The organism is Ensifer sp. R1-3 (genome assembly GCF_056739175.1).
The window spans coordinates 3,419,721-3,436,893 of the sequence record NZ_CP096515.1; the positions used below are offsets into that span (position 1 = coordinate 3,419,721).

14 protein-coding genes are annotated in these 17,173 nt (G+C 63.0%); 8 read left to right on the top strand and 6 right to left on the bottom strand.

Annotated elements, in window-relative coordinates; genetic code table 11:
* Positions 1 to 88 precede the first annotated feature (88 nt).
* The 7 genes from M1D43_RS16150 (at position 89) to M1D43_RS16180 (ending at position 8,511) form a co-directional block, all read left to right on the top strand.
* Complete coding sequence (locus M1D43_RS16150; protein ID WP_003531104.1) at positions 89 to 976, top strand: carbohydrate ABC transporter permease; 888 nt, start codon at positions 89 to 91, stop codon at positions 974 to 976.
* A gap of 1 nt (position 977) precedes the next feature.
* Positions 978 to 1,859: a carbohydrate ABC transporter permease gene (locus M1D43_RS16155; protein WP_003531102.1), complete on the top strand. Its 882-nt coding sequence runs from the start codon at positions 978 to 980 to the stop codon at positions 1,857 to 1,859.
* Positions 1,860 to 1,929: 70 nt separating this feature from the next.
* Positions 1,930 to 3,426: an ABC transporter substrate-binding protein gene (locus tag M1D43_RS16160; RefSeq protein ID WP_003531099.1), complete on the top strand. Its 1,497-nt coding sequence runs from the start codon at positions 1,930 to 1,932 to the stop codon at positions 3,424 to 3,426.
* 72 nt (positions 3,427 to 3,498) lie between these two features.
* Positions 3,499 to 4,224 carry an SDR family oxidoreductase gene (locus M1D43_RS16165; RefSeq protein WP_153315400.1) on the top strand — a complete coding sequence of 242 codons (726 nt, stop codon included), beginning with the start codon at positions 3,499 to 3,501 and terminating at the stop codon, positions 4,222 to 4,224.
* Between the two features lie 57 nt (positions 4,225 to 4,281).
* Complete coding sequence (locus M1D43_RS16170; protein ID WP_102903488.1) at positions 4,282 to 5,346, top strand: ABC transporter ATP-binding protein; 1,065 nt, start codon at positions 4,282 to 4,284, stop codon at positions 5,344 to 5,346.
* A 79-nt stretch (positions 5,347 to 5,425) separates the two neighbouring features.
* Positions 5,426 to 7,474, top strand: coding sequence for a bifunctional aldolase/short-chain dehydrogenase (locus M1D43_RS16175; RefSeq protein ID WP_153315398.1), 2,049 nt, complete (start codon positions 5,426 to 5,428; stop codon positions 7,472 to 7,474).
* A 20-nt stretch (positions 7,475 to 7,494) separates the two neighbouring features.
* On the top strand, positions 7,495 to 8,511 hold the full coding sequence (locus M1D43_RS16180; RefSeq protein ID WP_153315396.1) for a 2-dehydropantoate 2-reductase N-terminal domain-containing protein: 1,017 nt from the start codon (positions 7,495 to 7,497) through the stop codon (positions 8,509 to 8,511).
* A 99-nt stretch (positions 8,512 to 8,610) separates the two neighbouring features.
* On the opposite strand, the gene hemH is transcribed toward M1D43_RS16180, so the two are convergent.
* The 4 genes from hemH to M1D43_RS16200 all read right to left on the bottom strand — a co-directional run bounded on the left by hemH (position 8,611) and on the right by M1D43_RS16200 (position 14,080).
* Entirely contained in the window at positions 8,611 to 9,630 is a 1,020-nt protein-coding gene (gene hemH / locus M1D43_RS16185) for a ferrochelatase (RefSeq protein WP_003531079.1), read from the bottom strand.
* A gap of 128 nt (positions 9,631 to 9,758) precedes the next feature.
* Complete coding sequence (locus M1D43_RS16190) at positions 9,759 to 11,645, bottom strand: 5'-nucleotidase C-terminal domain-containing protein (RefSeq protein ID WP_153315394.1); 1,887 nt, start codon at positions 11,643 to 11,645, stop codon at positions 9,759 to 9,761.
* Between the two features lie 304 nt (positions 11,646 to 11,949).
* Positions 11,950 to 12,318 (bottom strand): outer membrane lipoprotein Omp10, encoded by a 369-nt coding sequence (omp10, locus tag M1D43_RS16195; protein ID WP_003531074.1) that lies wholly within the window; start codon positions 12,316 to 12,318, stop codon positions 11,950 to 11,952.
* 310 nt (positions 12,319 to 12,628) lie between these two features.
* A complete protein-coding gene (locus M1D43_RS16200) occupies positions 12,629 to 14,080 on the bottom strand; it encodes a homospermidine synthase (RefSeq protein ID WP_153315391.1) in 1,452 nt (483 codons plus the stop codon).
* Positions 14,081 to 14,455: 375 nt separating this feature from the next.
* Here M1D43_RS16200 and M1D43_RS16205 point away from each other — a divergent pair, with 375 nt between their 5' ends.
* Entirely contained in the window at positions 14,456 to 15,406 is a 951-nt protein-coding gene (locus tag M1D43_RS16205) for a sensor domain-containing diguanylate cyclase (RefSeq protein WP_164835193.1), read from the top strand.
* Here M1D43_RS16205 and M1D43_RS16210 read toward each other — a convergent pair.
* A complete protein-coding gene (locus M1D43_RS16210) occupies positions 15,371 to 15,997 on the bottom strand; it encodes an aminotransferase class IV family protein (RefSeq protein ID WP_003531062.1) in 627 nt (208 codons plus the stop codon). The two genes, M1D43_RS16205 and M1D43_RS16210, sit on opposite strands and share 36 nt — an antisense overlap.
* The gene (locus tag M1D43_RS16215; protein ID WP_153315389.1) at positions 15,994 to 17,151 is read right to left on the bottom strand and encodes an aminodeoxychorismate synthase component I; all 1,158 of its coding nucleotides are present in this window, start codon (positions 17,149 to 17,151) and stop codon (positions 15,994 to 15,996) included. The genes M1D43_RS16210 and M1D43_RS16215 overlap by 4 nt, the downstream gene beginning before the upstream one ends.
* Positions 17,152 to 17,173: the final 22 nt, after the last annotated feature.

The window sequence follows — 17,173 nt, forward strand, 5'->3', positions numbered from 1 at the left end:
GTTTTATCCATGCCGTCGCGGAATGGTTGGAGGGGACGGGCAAGGGGCGGGAGACCGCCGCCCGTGATGTCCGTGGGAGGAGAAGGCAATGTCCATTGCACAGGTGAAGCGCATCGCGATCTCGGATTCGCCGTGGCCATGGCTCCTGCCGCTGATCGCGCTGCTCGTCGTCTTCACCATCTATCCGTTCTTCTACAATATATGGCTCAGCTTCCACGAGTTCGTACCGAAGAGCCGCGGCCTCAAGTTCGTCGGCGTGGACAACTGGATTCAGCTTTGGAACGACAGCCGCTTCTGGGGCGCGCTTGGCGTCACCTTCCTCTATTTCGCCGTGGCCCTGATCATCGAGATCACCCTCGGCATGGCGATCGCGCTTCTGCTCGACGCGGAACTGCCCGGTTTCGGGATGCTGCGCGCGGTGCTTTCGATGACGCTGGTCATCCCGCCGGCTATCGCCGGCATGATGTTTCTCCTGATGGAGGATTCGCAGTTCGGTGCGCTCTCCTATCTCCTCGGCCTCGTCGGCCTGCTCGACAAAGCGACGCCGATGCTTGCCACGTCCTCGCTGGCGCTGATCGGCGTGCTGATCGCGGAGGTCTGGCAATGGACGCCGTTCATGGTGCTGATCTTCCTGGCCGGGCTGCGATCGCTGCCGGCTGAACCGTATGAGGCGGCGATGATCGACGGAGCATCGTCCTTGCAGATGTTCCGCCGGCTGACGCTGCCGATGATGTCGCGCGTCATCGCCGTGGCGGTGCTCCTGCGCGGCATCGATCTCTTCCGCGTCTTCGACTACGTCTTCGTCATGACTTCGGGCGGCCCCGGCACCGCGACGTATACGGTCAGCCTCTATGCGTGGCAGCAGACCTTCTCCTTCCTGAAATGGGGCTACGGCGCAACGCTGAGCCTGACGAGCCTGATCATCGTCATGGTCATGGCCAACATATTCATCCGCGTTGCAAAGGTGAGGTGGTAACATGCATCAGAGCGCTTTCACCCGCACGCTGCGCACCATTGCCGGCTGGCTCGTCGTCGGGGCTTTCTTTTTCCCGATCTATTTCTGGACCTCGGTCGCGTTCCGTGACGCCAAGGACATTTTCAACTGGCCGCCGATCTTCTTCGGCTTTCAGCCGACCGTAAGGAATTTCGAACAGGTCTTCGGCATCTCGCTGGGCTTCGGTTTCGGCAGCCAGGAAACCGTGACCCCGGGCGGGGGCAACTTCTACATGGGCCCCCGCCTCTGGGACTCTATCGTCGTGGCATCCTTCTCGACGGTGCTGGCGATCGTGGTCGCGACGCTTGCTTCTTATGCGCTGTCGCGCATGCACTTCCGCGGCCGCCACGAATTCGTCAACTGGGTGCTGTCGACCCGCATGATGCCGCCCGTTGCGGTGGCGATCCCGATGTTCTTCATCTTCAAGCAGTTCAACCTGCTCGACACCTATACGGGCGTCATTCTGGTTCATGGTCTGATGAACCTGCCGCTGGCGGTGTTGCTCCTGAAGAGCTTCTTCGACGACATCCCCGCGGAAATCGACGAGAGCGCGCTGCTCGACGGCGCGTCGCGCTGGACGATCTTCCGCCGCATCGTGCTGCCGATGGCCAAGGGCGGCATCGCCGCCACCGCCGTGCTCTGCTTCATCTTCTCGTGGACGGAGTTCCTCTTCGTCCTGACCTTGACGCAGACGGGCCTGAAGACCGTGCCGGTCGTGTCGTCGACCTTCGTGACATCGATCGGAACCGCCTGGGGCAATATGGCGGCCCTCGGCGCGGCGGCGATCGTGCCCGCCTTCATCGTGATCCTGCTCGTTCAGCGCCACCTGGTGCGTGGTCTGACGATGGGTTCGCTGAAGCAGTGAGAATGCGGCGCGCGCGCCGACAACAGGAGATATCGGAGCCACTTCCGGCACCCGATAGAGGAGGAGAGACATGAAAGAGAAAGACAGAAAGTTTTATCTCGCATCCGTGACCGACCGCTTCGTCCGCGGCCAGATGGACCGCCGCAGCTTCCTGCGCACGGCCGGCACGCTCGGCCTCGGCGCGACTGCGCTCGGAATGGGCTTCGGCAGCCGGCCCTTCGGGGTGACGAGGGCGCTTGCCCAGGAACAACTCCAGCCGTCCGCCGAAGTGCTCTCCTGGCTCAAGGAGGTGGCCAAGCCCTTTGCGGGAACGACGCTGAAGCTCGCGACGGAATCGACGCCGCCGTCGAATGCCATCAACTCGCAACTGAAGAAATACTTCGAAGAAGCGACCGGCATCAGGGTCGAGATCGAGGTTCTGCCGCTCGAGCAGGTTCTACAGAAGCTCACGCTGGATGTCGCCTCCTCGCTCGGTAGCTACGACCTCTACTACATCGACCAGAGCTGGTCGGCATCCTTCAGCGAAGACGTATTCGATCCGCGCGAGCAGCTTCAGGAGAAGCCCGACCTCGCCATGCCGAACTACAATATCGACGACTTCATGCCGGCGCTCGTCGACGGCATCGCCAAATACGGGGACCGCTGGGTCGGCGTGCCCTATGATATCCCCATCTTCATCATGATCTACCGCAAGGATATCTACGAGAAACTCGGGCTCAAGGCGCCGGCAACGTTCGAGGATCTGCTGAACAATTCCGCCGCCATCACCAAGGAAATGGGGCCTAACCTCTACGGCTATGCCGGCCAGATGAAGTCCGGCCATTATGCGCTGGAATGCGAATGGACCTCCATGCTCTGGGGGAATGGCGGCTCGATCTTCAACGCCGACAAGAAGTTCGTCGGCAATGATGAGCGGGGCATCGCCGCGCTCGACTATTATACCAGGCTCAAGGAAGCCATGCCGCCGGGCGTGGACCAGTGGACCTGGGACGGCCAGGGCCAGGCGATTGCTCAAGGCGTTGCCGCCTCGATGCTCTCCTGGGGCGAGTTCTTCCCCTATTTCGACGATGCGAGCCAGACCAAAGTTTCCGGCCTCTGCGAGGCGGTCGTCCCGCCGCAGCCGGTCGCGCTCAGGAAGCCCGAAGAATGCGGCTATGGCGAAATCCCAGGCGTCGGCCACCAGGGCGGCTCCTCGCTGGCGGTGTCCAGATATTCGAAGAGCCCGGACGCGGCGTGGATATTCATGCAATGGGCGACCTGCGCCGATACGCAGGCCCTCATCACCACGCTCGGCGGCGGCACCGGCCCCACCCGCGCCTCGGTCTATGACGACCCACGCGTCAAGGCCAATGCCCGCGTCGGCGCGGGCACGACTCGCCACCTGTCGGTCGTTCGCGAGACGATCGACAAGTACATGGGCTCGGAACCGGATCTGCCGGAATGGGCGCAGCTGTCGAGCGACACGATCCCCGTCGGCCTCGGCAAGTATTTCGCAGGCAGCTACGGTTCCTCCAAGGAAGCGATGGACGACATCGCCTCTCAGGTCGAAACCGTGCTGAAAGGTTGACGAATATGGGCGGGGGCGCCGCTGCGTCGGCGCCCTTTCCGGCCGGGATAAGACGAAAGACAGGGGAACACGATGTCTGAAAAACCGCTGATCGCGATTACGGGCGCCAGCTCCGGTATAGGCGAGGCCGTTGCGCGGGCCTTCTCCAAGGCCGGCCATCCGCTTCTGCTGATCGCCCGCCGACTCGACCGGCTCGAGGCGCTCGGCCTGCCGAACGCCGTGCTGAAGAAGGCCGACGTGCGCGACCGTGCTGCACTTGCCGGCGCAGTCGGCGAAGCCGAGGCGAAATTCGGCCCGGTCGACATGATGTTTGCCAATGCCGGCATTGCGCGGCTCGGCGACATCGCCCGCCAGGCGCCCGAGGAATGGGACGAAATGATCGACATCAACACCAAGGGCGTGATGAACAGCGTGCATGCGGTGCTCACAGGCATGATCTCGCGGAAGCATGGAACGCTGGTGATGATGAGCTCGATTGCCGGACGCAAGGTTTATCCGGACCATACGGTCTATTGCGGCACGAAGTTCTTCGTCCACGCGGTCTCGGAAAGTTTGCGGGAGTATCTGGCGCCGCACGATGTGCGCGTCATCGTCGTCTCCCCCGGCATCATCGATACGGAGGTGCTGGATCACGTGAAGGACGAAACGACCCTTGCCAATTACAAGGCGAACAAGGCGGCGATCGGCGGCGGCATTTCGGCTGACGTGGTCGCGGACCTCATCCTCGACGCCTATCAGCTGCCGCAACGCGCGATCGTCCAGGAAATCGTCATCACGCCGACCCGCCAGAAATACTGACGCAGCAAAGACATCGCCCGCGACAGGGGCGGACAAACGGATAATGGAGTACGACCGATGGCGACCGTGGAATATCAACGAATTGGCAAGTCCTTCGGCGCCGTCACGATCATGCGCGACATCTCCTTCCGGATCGAGGACCACGAATTCGTGGTCCTGCTCGGACCATCGGGCTGCGGCAAGACGACCTTGCTCAGAATGACGGCCGGCCTCGAATCCGTCAGCGAAGGCGACCTCATGATCGGCGGCAAGCGCGTCAACGACGTGCATCCGCGTGACCGTTCGATCGCGATGGTCTTCCAGAACTACGCGCTCTACCCGACGATGAAGGTCTATGACAACATCGCCTTCAGCCTGGAAGTGGCGAAGATTCCGGCCGCGGACATAAAGAAGCGGGTGGAATGGGCGGCTGCGACCCTCAATCTCACCGCCTATCTCGACCGCTACCCGAAGGAGCTCTCCGGCGGCCAGCGGCAACGCGTCGCCATGGGCCGTGCCATGGTGCGCGAGGCGGAGGTGTTCCTGTTCGACGAGCCGCTTTCGAATCTCGATGCCAAGCTGCGCGCCCATATGCGAACGGAGATCCGCCAGCTGCACAACCGGCTGAAGACCACCACTATCTACGTGACACATGACCAGATCGAGGCCATGACCATGGCCGACAAGATCGTCGTCATGCGCGCCGGCAAGATCGAGCAGATCGGCTCGCCCGACGACGTCTACGACCGGCCGGCCAGCAAATATGTCGCCGATTTCATCGGATCCTCTTCCATCAACTTTCTCCCCGGAACCGTGGTCGTCGGCAATGGCGCTCCTGCCGTCGATACGGCGACCGGTCGCGTGACGGTCGAGGAGTCTTCCGCTCTAAAGCCGGGCCAGAAGGTCGTGCTGGGCCTGCGCCCGACAGACGTGGTTGTCGATGCCGATGGTCCGCTTGTAGCCAAGGCGATCCTCACCGAGCGGCTCGGCCACGACGCGCAGCTCTTCTGCGAGGGCCCAGAGGGAAGTTTTGTCGCCGTCGTCGACAAGGCTGCGCGTTTCTCGGAAGGCGCCGAGATCCGCTTCGCGATCCCACCTTCCAAGGTGCACGTTTTCGATGCCGAAACCGAGATCCGCATCTGACTGCTGCGGACCGGACTTCACGCTACTGATCGACTGGAGCCGGCCGCTGCGCGCGGTGCCGGCAAGGAAAGGAACTGCCATGAAATCGCGCTGGTCGGACTCCGAGTTCACCTCAATCATCGAGGCCTATGTTGCCAAGGGCGTCAATCGCGACCTCGCCATCCGCACCTATACGACCCGGCTGCTCGGCTCAGATCCGGAACTGGTGCTGCACGGCGGCGGAAACACCTCGGTCAAGACCACGTTCAAAGAAATGGATGGCACCGAGGTGAGCGTGCTCTGCGTCAAAGGCAGCGGATGGGATATGGGGACGATCGAGCCGCAGGGCCTGCCGGCCGTACGCTTGCAGCCTCTGCAGGCCATGATCGATTTCGAGACGCTCTCCGACGACGACATGGTGATGCTTCAACGCCGCCTGCTTGTCGATCCCGGCGCGCCCAATCCGTCGGTCGAGGCCATTCTGCATGCAATCCTGCCCTTCCGGCACATCGACCATACCCATGCGAACGCGATCGTCTCGCTCACGAATCAGCCGCATGGCGAAGATCTCATCCGTGAGCTCTTTCCCGAATCGATCATCGTTCCCTATGTGATGCCGGGCTTCGATCTGGCAAAGGCTTGTGACGCCGCCTTCAAGGCAAATCCGAAGGGCGACGGCATGATCCTGTTGAAGCACGGCATCTTCACCTGGTCGGATGACCCGCGTGAGGCCTATGAGGACATGATAGCCAAAATCGACAAGGCCGAGCGGCACCTGTCCCGAGGCAGGCTGAAGCCCTTCAAGGGCATCGCCGTTCCCGGAGCCCTTGCCTCCGCCGCGGATATCGCGCCGATTCTGCGCGGCTCGCTGGCGATCGACACCGGTATCGAAGGCGCCCCGCGGCGCTTCGTCCTCGCACACCGTACGAGCGAGAAGATACTCGACTTCTGCAACGCCGAAAATATCGAGAGCCTGGTGCGCCGCGGCAATGCGACGCCGGAACACGTGATCCATATCAAGCGCTTCGGCGTGGCTCTGCCCGCGCCCGAGAAGAACAGGCTCGGCGAATGGGCGGAGAAGGCAAGGGAGGCGGTCGCCGCCTATGAGGCCGACTACAAGGCGTACTTCGAGCGCAACAATGCCCGCGTCGGCGGCGGCAAGCACATGCTCGACCCGAAGCCGCGCGTGTTCTATGTCGCCGGCATCGGCCTCTTCGCCGCCGGCGCGGCGCGAAAGAACGCACTGGTCGGAGCCGACGTGGCGGAGGCGACCGTCGATGTCATCACCAAGGCGGAAGGCATCGAGGCTTTCGAGGCGCTCTCGGAGGCCGATCTCTTCGATATCGAATACTGGTCGCTCGAGCAGGTGAAGCTGTCAAAGGTGCAGGAAAAGCCTTTGACGCGGCAGGTGGCGATCGTCACCGGCGCCGCAAGCGGGCTCGGCCTTGCCGTGGCCGAGGCCCTGAAGGCGGAGGGTGCCGAACTGGCACTGTTCGACATTTCCGAGGACGCGTTGAATGCGGCGGCAAAAAAGCTGGACGCGCTGCCTGTCCTCTGCGACGTGACCAGCCCGGAAGCTGTCGACGCGGCGGTCACCAAGGTCGCGCAGCACTATGGTGGCGTCGATATCCTGATCTCGAATGCGGGTGCCGCCTTTCAGGGCAAGCTGCTCGGCGTCGAGGAGGCGACCTTCCGAAGAGCCTTCGATCTCAATTTCTGGAGCCATCACTATGTAGCGCGCGCGGTAGTGCGCGTCATGGAACAGCAGAAGACGGGCGGCGCGCTGGTCTTCAACGTCTCCAAACAGGCGGTGAATCCTGGGGCCGACTTCGGCCCCTATGGGACCTCCAAGGCGGCGCTGATGGCCCTGATGCGGCAGTATGCGATCGAGCACGGCGGTTCCGGCATAACCTCCAACGCCGTCAATGCAGACCGTATCCGGACCGGCCTGATGACCGACAAAATGGTCGAGGAACGCTCGAAGGCGCGCGGCCTGACACCGGAGGACTATATGCGCGGCAACATGCTCCGCCGCGAAGTGACCGGCGCCGATGTGGCAGCGGCCTTCGTGCATCTGGCCAAGGCTCGCACCTCGACCGGAGCGGTCGTCACCGTCGACGGCGGCAATGTCGCCGCGATGATGCGCTGAGGGAACGGAGGAGGACGAAGATGGCAATGATCCTCATTCTCGGAGCTGGCGTGATGGGCACTGCCTTGGCCGTGCCGGCAAGCGACAATGGCCATAAGGTGCTGCTGGCCGGCACGCCGCTCGATGCAGTGCCGGTTGCCCGGATGAAAGCGGGCGCAACCCATCCGAAGCTCGACGCAACGCTTTCCGAAAAGGTGACGATCCTCGCTGACGAGGAGCTCGGTGCGGAACATGCCGAGGCGGCCGATCTTGTCGTCGTCGGCGTCAGCAGCCCGGGCATCGTCTGGGCGGTTAACCGGCTGAATGGCCTGCTGCGCTCGAAAAAGGCGGTCGCCTTCGTCACGAAGGGCCTCGACCGCGAGGGCGAACGGATCGTCACCTATGCCGAGACGCTGCCGCCACAGATCGCCAATATGGAAAGCTTCATCGGCATCGGCGGCCCCTGCATCGCGCGCGAGCTTGCCAACCGCTGCCCGACATCCAGCATCTATGCCAGCCGCGACCGGGCGGCGGCTGCCTTTGCCGCGGGCCTGATGCGGGCGCCCTTTTACCGTCTTGCGCTCAGCGAGGATGTAACCGGCGTCGAGGCCTGCGCGGCGCTCAAGAACTTCTTCGCGATCGGCGTGAGCGCCATGCAAACGCGATATCCGGACAGGCTGCGCGCCGATTGCCAGTCGAGGAACCCGACGGCGGCAGCCTTCAACCAGGCAGCGCAGGAAATGGCGCTGCTCTGCGAACGGATTGGCGGCAGCCGTGCTTCCGCCTTCGACCTCGCCGGGATCGGCGATCTGCATGTGACGGTCGGCGGCGGGCGCAATAGCCGGCTGGGTCACGGCCTCGGCCTTGGCCACACCGTTTCTGAGGTTATGGCGGGCGAGCTCGGCGGCGAAACGGTCGAGGGTATCGACACCGCACGGATCGTCGGTTCGCTGCTCCGGCAAATCGACAATGCCGCCACCCTCCTGCCTCTCGCAACTGCCATCACGACGGCCGTACTGGACGGCGGTGCATTCTCCTTCGACTTCCAAAGGATTTAGAGCACTCGCCGGAAAGTGTTAACGGTTCCGTGCGCACGTGCATCACCTCGGACGGCTGGAGCGTTTCAGCGTTTCAATGAGACTCTGAAACGCTTTGGGCTACAGCCAGCCCTCAAGCTCGCGGCGCACCACATGGTTGAGCACGGCCATGCCTTCGGGACTGTCGTTCAGGCAAGGTATATGGGCGAATTTCTCGCCGCCGTTATGGTGGAAGCTCTCGGCGGCCTGGCCGGCGATCTCTTCGAGCGTCTCCAGACAGTCGGAAACGAAGCCCGGATTGATGACGGCGATCCGCTTCACGCCTTCCTTGGCCAGTCTTTCCACGGTGGCGTCCGTATAGGGCTGCAGCCACTCTTCCGGGCCGAAGCGCGACTGGAAGGTGACTTGAAGTCTGTCCTGCGGCCAGCCGAGTTTTTCGCGGAGCAGCCGCGCAGTCTTCTGGCATTGGCAATAATAGGGGTCGCCTTTTTCGAAATAACTCTTCGGGATGCCGTGGAAGGAGGCGAGCACGAGTTCCGGCTCCCAATCGAGAGTCGCGAGATGCTTGTTTATCGAGGTGGCCAGGGCATCGATATAGACCGGGTCGTCGTGATAGGGCGGCACGGTTCTGAGCGCCGGCTGCCAGCGCATCTTGAGCAGGGCCTCGAAGGCCTTGTCGTTGACGGTGGCGGTGGTGGCTGCGGCATATTGCGGATAGAGCGGGAAAACGAGAATCCGCTCGCATCCGGCCTTCTGCAGCGCCTCGATGCGCGACGCGATCGAGGGCTGGCCATAGCGCATCGCCCAGTCGACGACGACCTGCGGCTGGCCGCCAAAGGCCTCGGCCATCAGTGCCGCCTGGTTGCGCGTGTAGGTCCTGAGCCAGCTTTCGTTCAGGTCCTTGTTCCAGATGAGCTCGTAGGCCTTGCCGACCTTGCGCGGCCGGGTGTTGAGCACGATGCCGTAGAGGATCGGATACCAGAAGAGACGCGACCATTCGATCACGCGCCTGTCGCTCAGGAACTCCCTGAGATAGCGGCGCATGGAGGTCACGTCGGTGCCGTCCGGCGTGCCGAGATTTACCAGGAGCACGCCCAGCTTCCCGTAGCCGACGGCGGGGTGTTCGGTGTTCGCATCCATGGCTGTCATCCCGGTTCTCGTGAGGCGGCCGCGCTTCTGCGTGGCTGTGCGGCAGTTTCAAATCCTTCTAAAAAGAAATACCGGCGCGGGAAAGCCCGCGCCGGTCGCAAATGTCGAGGCAAATTGTCTTACTCGGCCGGGATGTCCAGCTCGCGGCCGATTTCGAGCGCCCGCGGCGCCGGATCGCCATTGGCCGACGATATCCGCTTCCATTCGGTGCCGCTGCCGTAGAAGGACTGGGCGAGGTCCCACAGCGTGTCGCCCCGGACGATGACGTGCTTGCGCGGACCTTCGGCTGCGGCCGCTGCCTCGGCCGAAGGCTCCGGGGCTGGGGCGGCCGTTCCGCCTTCGGCCGGCTTTGCGGCGGCTTCCGGCTCCGGTGCGGCGCTCGGCGACGCTTCCGGCGCGGCAGCCACCTCTGCTATGCGGCCGTCGGTGTAGGGCTTGAACGGCTGATGCGCCGCAAGATAGTCCGCAAGCACGGTTTCGAGGCCCGGGCCGTAGTCATAGGCGTTCTCGCCCTTGTCCTTGAAGACCGCGTACCCATCGCCGCCGCCGCGCATGAAGTTGTTGCTGACCAGCGAATAGGTCTTTTCCGGATCGAGTGCTGCGAAGGCGTCGCCCTCCTTGACCTCGACGCTGACGAGGCGGCTGCCGGCGGGCTTCGAACGATCGAAGGAATATTTGAGGCCCGCGACCTGCGGGAAGCGCCCGCCGCCTTCTTCGACCTGGCTGAGCCCGTTTTCCAGGGCTGCGCGGATGTCGGAGCCCTTCAGCTGGAAGGTGGAAAGCGTGTTCTGGAAGGGCAGGACGGTGATGACTTCGCCCATCGTCACGTCGCCGCCGTCGATCGAAGCGCGCAAGCCGCCGCCGTTGGTGATGGCGACCGTCACGCCCTGGCCCTTGACGCGATCGAGCATCGCGTCGGCCACGAGGCTGCCCATCTCGCACTCCTTGGCGCGGCAGGTCTCGCGCGATCCGTCGATCGGCGCCTCGGTTTTGGCAATCACTTTCGACCGCAACTCTTCGATGGGCTTGGCGAGTTCCTTGACGCGCGCGACCACGGCCTCGTCCGGCTTTACGGAGGAATCGACGAGGATCGGGTCGCCCTTGGCGGCCTTGACCACGCCGCTGTCGTCGAACGTCACCACGAGATCGCCGAGATATTTGCTGTAGGAGCCGGCCTGTACCACCGGCACCTTGTAGCCGCCGGGATTGTCGACCATCGTCGGGTAGGGGCCTTCGGCCTTTTCGTCGGTGTTGGAAAGCAGGCTGTGGGAGTGGCCGCCGACCACCACGTCGACGTCCGGGATCTTGGCGATCGCCGCGAGGTCACGCGGATAGCCGACATGGGTGAGCGCGATGATCTTGTTGACGCCCTGCTTTTTGACCTCTTCGATCGCGCTGGTGATGGTTGCCACGTCCTCGCCGATGAGGATGTCCGGCCCGACCGACGAGAGCTCCGGCGTGTCGTTGGCCACTGCGCCGACGATGCCGATCTTCTGCCCGCCGACATCGAGCACGATCGACGGCTTGATCCGGGCGCCGATCTTCGACTTGTGGCTCGGCAGCACATTGGCGGTGACGACCGGGAAAGCGACCTTGTCGAGGAAGCTGGCAAGGCCGTCTTCGGCTTCGTCGAACTCGTGGTTGCCGACGGTCATCGCGTCGAACTTCATCAGGTTGAGGAATTCCGCTTCGGTGGCGCCCTTGTAGGTGGTGAAGAAGAGCGAGCCCTGGAAGTTGTCGCCGGCGTTGAGCAGAAGCACGTTCTTGCCCGTCAGTTCCTGGCGCTTCTGGTCTATCAGCGTCTTGAGGCGGGCGACGCCTCCGAAGCACTCGTTCTTGCCCTCTTCCTCGGCCGAGCAGGTCGAATCGAACTTGTTGATCGATTCGATGCGCGAATGAAGGTCGTTGATGTGCAGGATGTTCAATTCATAATCGGCAAAAGCTGCGCCCGACGAGAGCGCGAGAAGGGAAGCGGCAAAGAGGCCCGTCCGCATGTGTCTGATCATGGTCTGCTCCTGTGTGCTGTCGGCCGAGTTCCAGGTAAGACGCGCCGCGCTGTAGCGGATGTTTTCACCAGTCGAGATCGACTTCAAGCCGCAAACGCATGCCTTCTTTGCCGGATTTCAGATAAGGTTAAGCCCACTCGAAGAGAAAAAAGGCCCCGCTGGAGAGCGGGATGAGGAAAAGTGTGCGCGGTTTTCCGCCCGCATCCCGCGTCTCAACTTCTAGGAATCGATCACGTTCATGTTTTTAGGCCGACCCGACCTAAAAACATCGTGATCTAGGGCCTTGCTCGTGGGGCCGGAGGCCTCAGCCGCGGCGCGCCAGCGAGAACTGTGCGCCGGAGTCCGTCGTACAGTTCAGCTGCGCCGGCGTTGCCAGCGCACAGTTGACCTTGGACTGGGTGTTGCGCACCAGCGATGTCATGTTGATTTCCACCAGCGTCGGGCTGACGTTCACATAGTTGCCGGAGGCGAGAAGCTGGTTCGTGTCGGTCGTGCGAGTCGAGAAGGTGCCGCCTGCGAAAGTGGAGACGATGCCGTTCGGATCGACCCAGGAACCCTCGACACCCGTCGCCTGCGGCGCCGAAGACATTGGCCGGAGTTCCCGAGGCTGGGACTGACAGGATGCCAGCGCGGCGGCAGTTGCCAGGAGGGTGAGGATGGCGAATGGCTTCATCGGCGTTTCTCCCGCGTCACGAGTTGAGCGGGATGCGAACGCAAAACCGCTTCATGCTTTCCTGTCCCCGCTCTACCGCATAATTGCGCGGATCGGAACCGATCCGGGTGCAATTGTGCGGCGTTTCAAAGCACCGCAGCGACCGTTGTGCGTCTTTTGAGACACGCGGGTGCTGCAGTGCGCGAAACATGCCGCGATCATGAGTTGAAAGCAAGAGCGGGCATGAGCGCGGCGCGCTCGACATTCGCAAAAGAAAAGGCCCGGAGCAGGACTGCTCCGGGCCGACAGGGCGTGCTTCGTCGCGTGAACCTCAGCGGACGAGAATGTTCCTGAACTGCCAGGGGTCCTTCGTGTCGATGTCTTCCGGGAAAAGGCCCGGGCGCCCATCGAGCGGTGTCCAGTCGGTGTAGTGCCCCTCGACGGGGCCGAGATAAGGCATCTGCACTTCCAGGCAGCGCTTGTAGTCCATCTCGTCGGCTTCGACGATGCCGGCCTTCGGGTTTTCAAGAGCCCAGACCATGCCGGCAAGAACGGCGCTCGTGACCTGCAGGCCGGTGGCGTTCTGGTAGGGCGCGATGCGGCGGGTTTCTTCCAGCGAGAGACGCGAGCCGTACCAGTAGGCATTCTTGGCATGGCCGTAGAGCAGCACGCCGAGCTCGTCGACCCCGTTTACGAGCTCATGCTCGTCCAGGACGTGCAGTTCCGGCTGCGCCTTGCCGCCGTTGCCGAACATCTCGTGCAGCGAGAGAACGGCATCGTTGGCCGGATGATAGGCGTAGTGGCAGGTCGGGCGGTAGGAGACCTCGCCGTCCTTGTCGCGGACGGTGAAGAAGTCGGCGATCGAGATCGATTCGTTGTGGGTGACGAGGAAGCCGTATTGCGGGCCGGGCGTCGGGCACCAGCTGCGCACGCGGGTGTTGGCACCGGGCTGCTCCAGGTAGATCGCCGCCTTGCAGCCCTTCTTGTGCTTCTTGGCGTTCTTCGGCATCCAGTTCTCGTGGGTGCCCCAGCCGAGTTCCGCCGGCTGCAACCCTTCGGAAATGAAGCCTTCGACCGACCAGGTGTTCCAGAATACATTGAGCGGCTTCGGGTGCTTCGCGCGCTGGGTATCGCGCTCGGCGATGTGGACGCCCTTGACGCCGGCTTTCTTCATCAGCTTCGCCCAGCCTTCACGGTCGTCCTGGTGCGGTTCCTCGTATTTCAGTCCGAGATCGTCGGCGAGGTTGAGGAGGGCCTTCTTGACGAACCAGGAAACCATGCCGGGATTGGCGCCGCAGGTCGAAACGGCGGTCGTGCCGCCCGGGTTCTTTTCCTTTTCGCGGCGAACGGTTTCGCGCAGCGCGTAGTTCGTGCGCGCGGCATTGTCCATTTCCGCGTCGAAGTAGAAGCCGAGCCAGGGCTCGATGACCGTGTCGACGTAGAGCACGTCGAGCTTGCGGCAGAGTTTGATGATGTCGAGCGAAGAGGTGTCGACCGAGAGATTGACGCAGAAGCCCTGGCCGCCGCCTTCGGTCAAAAGCGGCTTCAGCAGTTCCTTGTAGTTGTCCCTGGTGACGGCCGCGCGCACGTGACGCACGCCGTGGCGCACGAAGATCTCCGTGTCCTTGGCATCCTCACGGGGCTCCACCACGATCAACCGGTTCTTGTCGTATTTGAAGTGGCGCTCGATCAGCGGCAGGGTGCCGTGACCGATCGAACCGAAGCCGATCATCACGATCGGGCCGGTGATCTCACCGTAAACCGGGTAGGTGGTGTCTGCCATTTTTGTCTTTCTCCTGAGAAAACGTCCCTGTGCGATGCTTGCATGCGCGCAAAGCGAGCCTCGAATTCCTGGCGGGGCCTGCATGGTCGGGCAGATTCACGCAGGCAACAAGAAGCGCTGCAGCGGCTTTGCACGTCTGGATAGATGCGCGGCGCTGTAGATCACAGTTTCCTGTCACAATAAAGAGCCGGCCCGTCAACCCGGCACTTGAGACTTTGCTTAACCGGCTGTCTTCGACAGGGTCGCGATGACGGATCGATATGGTCATGATTTCAGGTCGATTCGATCAGAAAACCACGATCCGGGCAGTTTGCCACAAGCACCTCGTGCTATAGTTTCGCGTGCTGATTGATATTTTCCTGGAGCAGCCCGACCGTGACTGGTGATCACCTCAAGGCCCTGATGGGCCTGCAAGCCGCAACACCGGTGTTGATCGCGCTCTATGACCCGCATGATCGACTGCGCTACGCCAATGAAGCCTTTCGGTCCGCCTATCACGTCGGCGAGGACGAGGCGCCGACCTGGGCGGAGATCATGCGTCGCAACCATGCCGCGGGCAGGGGCACCGTCCTCAAGACCGACGACCTCGAAGCCTGGATCGCCGCTACGGTCCACAGGCGCGGCAAGGTGCCGTTCCGCACCGTCGAGACCGATCTCCACGACGGCCGCTGGCTTTGGATGACGGAGACCGTGGACCAGAAAGGCTGGATGCTCTGCATCGCCGTTGACATGACGGACGTACGCGCAGGGGAGCGCAAGCTTCGCCAGGACCGCGATTTCGCCCTGCGTGCCTCGCAGGTGGACGAACTCACCAGCGTGCCCAACCGGCGTTATACGATGGAGAGACTCAATGAGTTCATCCGGAACTGCGCCGAGAACCCGCACATGTGGGGATGCGTGGCGATCATCGACATCGACTATTTCAAGGCGATCAACGATCGCTACGGCCATCACCGGGGCGACGAAGTGCTGCTCGACTTCGCCCGCCAGATGCAGGAGTTCGTCCGGCGCTCCGATTGCTTCGGTCGTATCGGGGGCGAGGAATTCATGCTGATCCTGCCGGACACCACCGTGGGCGAAGCGAATCTCATCCTCGACAGGCTGCTGGACAAGATCCGCAACGCCAGGCCGCTCTCGAACATACCGGAGTTCTTCTACACCTGTTCGGTGGGGCTTGCTGAGTATCGCGAGGGCGACAGCGTCGGCGACATCTATTCACGCGCGGACGAGGCGCTTTACATCGCCAAGCGTGAAGGGCGCGATCGCGTCAAGCGTCATACGCTGCCCGGATCAGACCGTGAGTTCAGCCCGGATCAGACCCCTTAGGGAATTGCCGATGTAAAGACGGCCGCTTGCGAGGTCGGCAGGAGCCAACCGCTCGACCCGTGCCCGCCGCTGGCAGATGAGCTCCGTGCGCAGAACGCCGGCGAGAAGGCCGCAGGCGATCGGCGGCGTCTTCAAGTAACCGCTGCCGTCATCGAGAAAGACCGAAGTTATCGTGCCCTCGCAGACTTCCCCTTTTTCGTTGAGCAGGATCACCTCGTCGGCCTCCGCCGCGGAAAACTCGCTGCGTGCCGCCTCGTAGCGGCTCCGACGCGTGGTCTTCATCCGGAGCAGCCGGTCGTGAGAGTCGAGCCGCGTCGAGGCGATCCGCACCCGCCACGCCGCGCCTTCGGCAAGCGGCACGAATGGTGCCGTCGTCACGTCGATGCTGCCGTCGCGGTCGAGCGTGAGGCGCACGCGCAGCGGCGCCCGCGCGCCCGAAACGGCTCGCCCCAGCGCCGACTCGGCTGCGGCCGCACCCGTAAAGCCGAGACGCCTGGCGGAGCGCGTCAGCCGCGCCAGATGCAGCCGCAGCCTCGTGAAGCCATGCTCCGGTTCGTAGCGCAGCGTCTCGATCAGGGAAAAACCGGTCATCGGGCGATCTCGGCATCGCCGACGGCAAAGCGGGCCTTCAACAGGCATTCCTCGTACTCTGCCTCGGCCTTGGAATCGAAGACGATGCCGCCGCCGACATTGAACACAGCCCGGCCCCCGGTAAAGAGGGATATGGTGCGGATCGCGACATTGAAGCGCATCGTGCGGTTCGGGGCGATGTAACCGATCGCGCCGCAATAGGCGTCACGCGGCCCGGACTCCAGATCGTGGAGTATTTCCATCGCCCGCATCTTCGGCGCGCCGGTAACGGAGCCGCAGGGAAAGAGCGCAGCGAATATGTCGGCGATGCCGATATCCGGCAGAAGCTTCGCCCTGACGTGGCTGACCATCTGGTGGACCGTCGGATAGGTCTCGATGTCGAAGAGCTTCGGCACGTCGAGTGTGCCGACTTCGGTGACGCGGGAGATGTCGTTGCGCAGAAGGTCGACGATCATGCGGTTTTCGGCTTGCGTCTTCTCGTCGGCGCGCATCGCTGCGATGATCGCGTCATCCTCATCAGGGCTCGAGCCGCGCCGCGCCGTGCCCTTCATCGGATGCGTCTCTATCCAGCCGTCGGCGTCGACCCGGAAGAAAAGCTCGGGCGAGCGCGACAGCAGGACCGGACCGTCGAGGGCGACGAGTGCGCCGTATTTGACCGGCTGACGCTCGATCAGCGACCAGAAGGCGGCGAGCGGATCGCCGGACCAGCGCGCGTGGATCGGCATGGTCAGGTTCGCCTGGTAGCAATCGCCCTGGCGCAGGTGCCGGTGCAGCTTTTCGAAGCGCTGGCGATAAGCAGGAAAATCCCAGCCGGCGCGAGGCTCCAGGAGGAAGGGTTCGTTTTCGGTGCGCCGCTGCGGCACCGCAAGCGGATGGGCCTCCGCCGGCGCGTCGAAGACGCCGAAGGACATCAGCGGTGTTTCCCGGTTCTCCGGCGCGAAGGAGGCCAGTTTCTTCTCGAAAAAATGGCCCGCTTCGTAGGCCATGAAGCCCGCGATCCATTTGCCGGCACGATGGGCCGCGTCGATTTCGCCAAGACCGCGGTGGAACTCAGCCCTCGTCCGTGCCGTGATGACGCGTAAAGGCTCGGCGAAAACCGTCGTGCGGTTCTCGCTGTCGTCCCGGAAGAGGACATAGGGCGCGTGTTCGATCATCGAGGTCGGTCGCTGTCAATTC

Coding starts and splice junctions, on each gene's coding strand:
- M1D43_RS16150 (WP_003531104.1), top strand. CDS start 89: ATGTCCATTGCACAGGTGAAGCGCATCGCGATCTCGGATTCGCCGTGG.
- M1D43_RS16155 (WP_003531102.1), top strand. CDS start 978: ATGCATCAGAGCGCTTTCACCCGCACGCTGCGCACCATTGCCGGCTGG.
- M1D43_RS16160 (WP_003531099.1), top strand. CDS start 1,930: ATGAAAGAGAAAGACAGAAAGTTTTATCTCGCATCCGTGACCGACCGC.
- M1D43_RS16165 (WP_153315400.1), top strand. CDS start 3,499: ATGTCTGAAAAACCGCTGATCGCGATTACGGGCGCCAGCTCCGGTATA.
- M1D43_RS16170 (WP_102903488.1), top strand. CDS start 4,282: ATGGCGACCGTGGAATATCAACGAATTGGCAAGTCCTTCGGCGCCGTC.
- M1D43_RS16175 (WP_153315398.1), top strand. CDS start 5,426: ATGAAATCGCGCTGGTCGGACTCCGAGTTCACCTCAATCATCGAGGCC.
- M1D43_RS16180 (WP_153315396.1), top strand. CDS start 7,495: ATGGCAATGATCCTCATTCTCGGAGCTGGCGTGATGGGCACTGCCTTG.
- hemH (WP_003531079.1), bottom strand. CDS start 9,630: ATGGATGCGAACACCGAACACCCCGCCGTCGGCTACGGGAAGCTGGGC.
- M1D43_RS16190 (WP_153315394.1), bottom strand. CDS start 11,645: ATGATCAGACACATGCGGACGGGCCTCTTTGCCGCTTCCCTTCTCGCG.
- omp10 (WP_003531074.1), bottom strand. CDS start 12,318: ATGAAGCCATTCGCCATCCTCACCCTCCTGGCAACTGCCGCCGCGCTG.
- M1D43_RS16200 (WP_153315391.1), bottom strand. CDS start 14,080: ATGGCAGACACCACCTACCCGGTTTACGGTGAGATCACCGGCCCGATC.
- M1D43_RS16210 (WP_003531062.1), bottom strand. CDS start 15,997: ATGACCGGTTTTTCCCTGATCGAGACGCTGCGCTACGAACCGGAGCAT.
- M1D43_RS16215 (WP_153315389.1), bottom strand. CDS start 17,151: ATGATCGAACACGCGCCCTATGTCCTCTTCCGGGACGACAGCGAGAAC.